This window comes from Treponema sp. (genome assembly GCF_017430385.1).
Classification (GTDB): domain Bacteria; phylum Spirochaetota; class Spirochaetia; order Treponematales; family Treponemataceae; genus Treponema_D.
In genome coordinates, this window is record NZ_JAFRNB010000018.1 from 1 (window position 1) to 5,206 (window position 5,206).

The following is a 5,206-nucleotide window of genomic DNA, read 5'->3' on the forward strand; positions in this document are numbered from 1 at the left end:
AATGAATCTTCTGAAGCAAGCAGATTTTTCGGATGTCATAAAATCCAAAAACATTACAATTTCTCAAAAGCAGCACATTTGCGATAAATGCGAAGATTATCTGGATAGAGTCATTAAGTTATTTTAATGCGGATGCCCTGATTCTCGCCCATACGCACCGACAATCTTCGGTACACCACGACCAGAACGCTCGCTTAAACGGAGCTGCAAGAAAATTGAAGCAAGAACTTCGTTCACAGGAATGCTCACACCGCTATAAAAGCCTTCCAAATCCTGTTCAATGCCAAGCCCGCCGTGCGAGAGAATTTCGATTCTGTCGGTGAAAACGCTAATCATCGGGGCATTAAGTGCAAGCCACTTGTTGTGAACGAATGCATTCAGAAGTGCCTCGTGAAAAGCCTCGTAATCAAAAAGCGGAATATCCTTGCGCTCAGAAATCCGCCCGCGCTCGTCCGCCTGAATGATGTTAATTGCATCACCATAGTCAAGAATCTTATCCATCGCATACAGAATACAAGAGTTGCCGTATTCTTTTACAGAAAAGAGAGTATCCGCCTTAGTCTTTCCGCTGAAAACAGAAACACGGATTGGAATATCGTTCGAATCCGAAAGCAACAACGCCATAATGTTGTAGCGACCGTCAGCAGTCTGCAATTTCAGAGTCTTTTTGAAAGTTTCCTGTCTGAGCGCAATTCCCTTTGCACCGTAGTACAAAAATAGTTTCTCAAAAGTCAAATCCTGTGCATAGTCGGGGGCGGCAGTGTTTACGATTGTCGGAATTCCGTTTGAAAGCACATTCAGAAGCCTGATTTCCCATTCGGGAAACTTGGAAAGTTTTTCCTTGCTGGATCCGATTCGGATAAAAGTCTGTTCCAAGAATTTTGTGGGAACTGATTTTGCCACTGGAACTGTCAGAAGAACAAGCCTTTTACCATCAATTTCAGTTTCATCGACTTCAAACGCAATGCTCGGCTTTAGATTCCTGACTAGATAATGCTTATACGGCTCGTTATCGATATCCTTGTCAAAATTGACCTTTGTTCTTATGATTTCATGAGTCTTATCGTTTACACCCCAAATGATATAACCGAACTCGCGACCGCTAAGAGCAGCACCGTTAGAAATTGCGGAAATATACTCGCCTATTCCGTCTTTGGAAAACCAATTTTCCTTAAAGTCGAGCCACTCGTATTCGTGTGGGAGAGAGATTAGGTTTGTGATGGTGTCGGATATGTTATGCATGAAGAATCTCCTTTTCGATAACAATAGAAATAATACCGCCAAGACTTTTATAATTATACTTGCGGATTTCTAATTCATATTCCTTATTAGGTAATAATATCTTCTAAATGATTTAAAGGAAGTTCATAAAATTGAAATCAATGCAATAATCATACCACAAATTCAAAAATCTTTCAGAAAAAACGCCCCTCGCAAGGAAATTTCCTCACAAGGGGCGTTTTCAGTCGACAAACTGCGGTCATCACAGATAGAAACGGGCGCCGTCCGTTAGTCCGCAACAAGTGCGAAGCCCATTTAAGCGCATTCTGTTGGGCTACCTGTAATCAATATAACACATTTCTCTGATTTGTCAAATGGGCTAATATAGGGTAAACGCATTGGTTACAAACAAAAGCCGTACCAACATACGCTGATACGGTTTTACAGACAATGACAGTTTCGTAGGGACGACTACCTGATATTGTCAGTCAAAATATTCTTGAATCAATTTGTCAGCTGCATTAAAAAAGGCTTGTATATCATTTTGAGCTTGATTGAATTTTGCCTGCTTTTTGCTCATACCGCCTATAAGCCCCTTCAAACAACAAGAAAAGATTTTGTCTTTAGGGGCAGAATCCTGTGAGTCATAAAAATCAAGTTTCAATACACCATATTCATCAGGTTGTACATTTCTTAATTTGGATAAATGTAGATGAGCGCCTTCATTTGCAGAAAAGTAAATGTCGTCAAGATTCGTCACTTTGTCATATGCGATTTCTTTTTCCAAATTATCAATATTCAGCATCTTGGAAAGTTCCTTGCCTATTACTGATTTCATAACATTTTGTCCCATTTTGTATGTCCTCGCATAAATAATGCTTGCTTCCACACTGTGTGGCACGGATGCAAGCACGGTGTACGTATTGTACCCGTGCTATGTTACGTTTACTTATTTCGCATTATGCGGAAAGAATACTTTCCAGATTTTGTTCCATTGCCTATTCTTTCCGGAATGTTTTGCGAAGTAATATATGATATTTCTTTCTTCATAATTGCTTCTTCATCAGTTGGGGCTCGGCGAACTCCAACATTATTTATCAATTCCGTCCTGTCAACTTCGTCTATATAACTTCTATCGCTTCTAACTGCGATTTCTGACAGCTTGAATCCGTTTGCTTTTTTGTCGAATTTGTATTTATCCCAATCAGCGTTGCTAGACGTAGGAATCTTGCCCCATGAATTTGTGTCAGTGGTATCTTTTATCGCATACACAGGAGTAAGCCCCGCAAGTTCGCTCATCTTATTACAGAACACCATAATCTCATAAAAGTTGACATTAGTAGCAGCATAGCGTTCACCTTTCTTTTCGCTTGGGTTATATCCCATGATAAATTCAAAAACTTCCTGCGGAACAACAGTTTTTGCAACCATTGTTTTTTTGTAAGTAACAAGATCATTGGCGTAGGCAACCGCCTTTTGTTTTTGTGCCGCAAGAGCCTCTGCTTTTTCCTTGTCCTCTGCTTCCTGTTTTGCTTTTGCAATATTTGCGAAAATCTCTGCCTTTTGCTCTTCTGTTATGCGTTCAGCAGGAACCGAACGAACAAAATAAACAGACCAGCAATTGCTGTCAACTTCAGTTCCTGAGTTGGCTGGAGTCCCATCATTATTGCGCAACAAAGAAAGCCAAACTTCACGCTCTGAGGTATCTGTCTGATTTGTTATTGGGTCTACAACAGTTTCAGTCGCTTTTTCCAACTCAAGATTAGATCGTCTATCCCAACACAGATAACCAGAAATTTCATTCGATAAATTGACACTAAAAATGTCTTTCGCTTGAGCCAAGCACTTTAATTCTGCAAAAGTAGGCAATCGATAGCCATCTGCATTAAAGTCGCAGGTAATTGAATTCCAGAATGCAACATTATGTCTTTCTGGCTCTTTTTCCCAAGTATCAACATCGATATTACCGTTAATTGCGTAGCAAGGGGGAAGTCCACTCATAATGCTGAGTCTATTGCACAACTGCACTGCCTCGTACCAGCTCATGCAAGCTATATTAATCCTATCATTATGACTATTTCTGTGCTCTCGTTTTATTCCCGTAATGCTTTCATATACTTCCTTAGAAATTGGATTCTTTGAAATAAAGAAGCTTGAAAGGATTACATCACGCTTGAAGTCTCTATTTCCCCAAGCATGAGAATCATAAAAGCTGTTTGTATCTGCAAACGTACCTTTTTCAATCTTTACAAAATCATTTGTGAAATCATTCAAGGCTCCTGCCAATTTTGCATGTTCTGCTGCCTGCTGTGCATCTTTTTCAAATTTTGAGATAACGTTTACATTGCTTTCCTGACTCCAAACAGCCTGTTTTACATCATACTTGATTTCAGGCAAGGGCTTCAGCCATGTGCGGTCTCTTGTTATGCCGTTTTTCTCGGGCTTTCCGTATTCGAGCGCAAGGAGAACGGGAACGACCTTCGCCTTTCCGCCGTCAATCAGCTTCATCGTGTCCTGATTTATGCCGCTGAAAGAATATGCTTTTTTGTTGTTGTCCAAAAACATACGGGCACCTTTCGCAAGTTCCTTTCCGTTTTCGTCCACAATGGCAAGCGTTATGTCATAGAGCGAGAAATTACTCATCGTCTGCGCCATCCCTGCCATCATCGAGCCAAACACCTCAAGTCCTAGATTTTCCGCTCTACGTTCGTTACGCGTCATATAACGGTCGGAGCGCCCTAAATCTTTCGCCACTTCTTTGACCGAAACATCGGAATCGCTTAAAACCCATGCAGAATTGGCAAATGCTGCCGCGACAATCCTCTTGCCACCCATCACATTGTTTGTTCCGGAAATTTTTATTTTGTCTCCGTCCTGATAGAACAGAGCAACGCCGTTCTTAAGATATGAGCCTTCCTTAAATGAATTCGCATACACTGAAACAAACGGCCAGTCCTCTGAAATCTCAGTCCAGTCTTTTTTGCGTGATTTTTTCATACCGACCTGCAAGTCGTTCAGAATACGCACGGCTTTTTCCGAAAAACCGCTCGTTACCGTAACCGTATAGGTGGCGGTGCGGGTCGCGCGGTCGATGTCGCCTTTTTGTGGTGCGCTCAGTAAAAAGCAGTGCGCAGGATTTTCTGTAAAATACCGCTCGCAGTCCTTGAGCAAAATTACCCAGTCGTCATAAAGACTGAACTCATCAAATTCGCCGTAGCCTGGCTTTCCGTCTTTTATGACCGCTTCCAACTTGACGAAAGCATCATAAGCTTCCTTAGCCTTTTCTGTCGGCTCTGCCGCCACCGCGTCCCAGTATGCACCAAGTGCGGAAGCGTACTGTTTCTTTGCCTCGTAGCCTTTTGCCTCTGCGAGCAACTTCTTGTACTGTGCCTCGTCCGCAAATGCAGATGACGCACCCATGACCAGTACGGCAAGAGCCGCAGCTGCCTTCAAAATTCGTTTCATATTTTCCTCCTTGTGATTTTTATATGCAAAAAGCCCTCTGCTTGCAAGAATGTGCGGGCGTACATACTGCGAGCTTGAGGGCTGTTTTGTGAGAAAATGGAATATATCTGTGGATTTATTGTGTTAAGCTGTTTTGGGCAGAGTTCTGCGAATCTGCGAATCTGCGAATCTGCGAATCTGCGAATCTGCGAATCTGCGAAATTATATGGGCGGTTTTCGTCATGTCAAGAGGATTTGAGAAAAAATGCAATTTTTTTTCAATTTCGCATTGCATAGGTATAGTATAGCACGAATTTTGGGATTTGTATATGACAAAAAAAATCGCCCCTCGCAAGGAATCTTCCTCACAAGGGGCGTTCGCTTTTTCTGTCATCATCGGGCAACTACCGCCGCCCGACAATTTAGTTGCTTATTTATACAACTCAACCAGCTTCTGCAAGTGTACGAACCTGTCCTTAGCAGCCTGTTCGTTCTTGTCAAACAAGACTTTGGCTCTTTCAGGGAACTTGCGTGTAAGAGC

Annotated in this window: 3 protein-coding genes; all 3 read right to left on the minus strand. The window is 42.0% G+C overall.

Annotation, left to right across the window (positions count from 1 at the left end; translation table 11 throughout):
• Window positions 1-123 precede the first annotated feature (123 nt).
• A complete protein-coding gene (locus IJJ71_RS01250; RefSeq protein ID WP_296844845.1) occupies window positions 124-1,242 on the minus strand; it encodes an RNA-binding domain-containing protein in 1,119 nt (372 codons plus the stop codon).
• Between the two features lie 463 nt (window positions 1,243-1,705).
• The gene (locus tag IJJ71_RS01255; RefSeq protein ID WP_296844846.1) at window positions 1,706-2,074 is read right to left on the minus strand and encodes a hypothetical protein; all 369 of its coding nucleotides are present in this window, start codon (window positions 2,072-2,074) and stop codon (window positions 1,706-1,708) included.
• Window positions 2,075-2,166: 92 nt separating this feature from the next.
• Window positions 2,167-4,686, minus strand: coding sequence for a hypothetical protein (locus tag IJJ71_RS01260; protein ID WP_296844847.1), 2,520 nt, complete (start codon window positions 4,684-4,686; stop codon window positions 2,167-2,169).
• Between the last annotated feature and the right edge of the window lie 520 nt (window positions 4,687-5,206).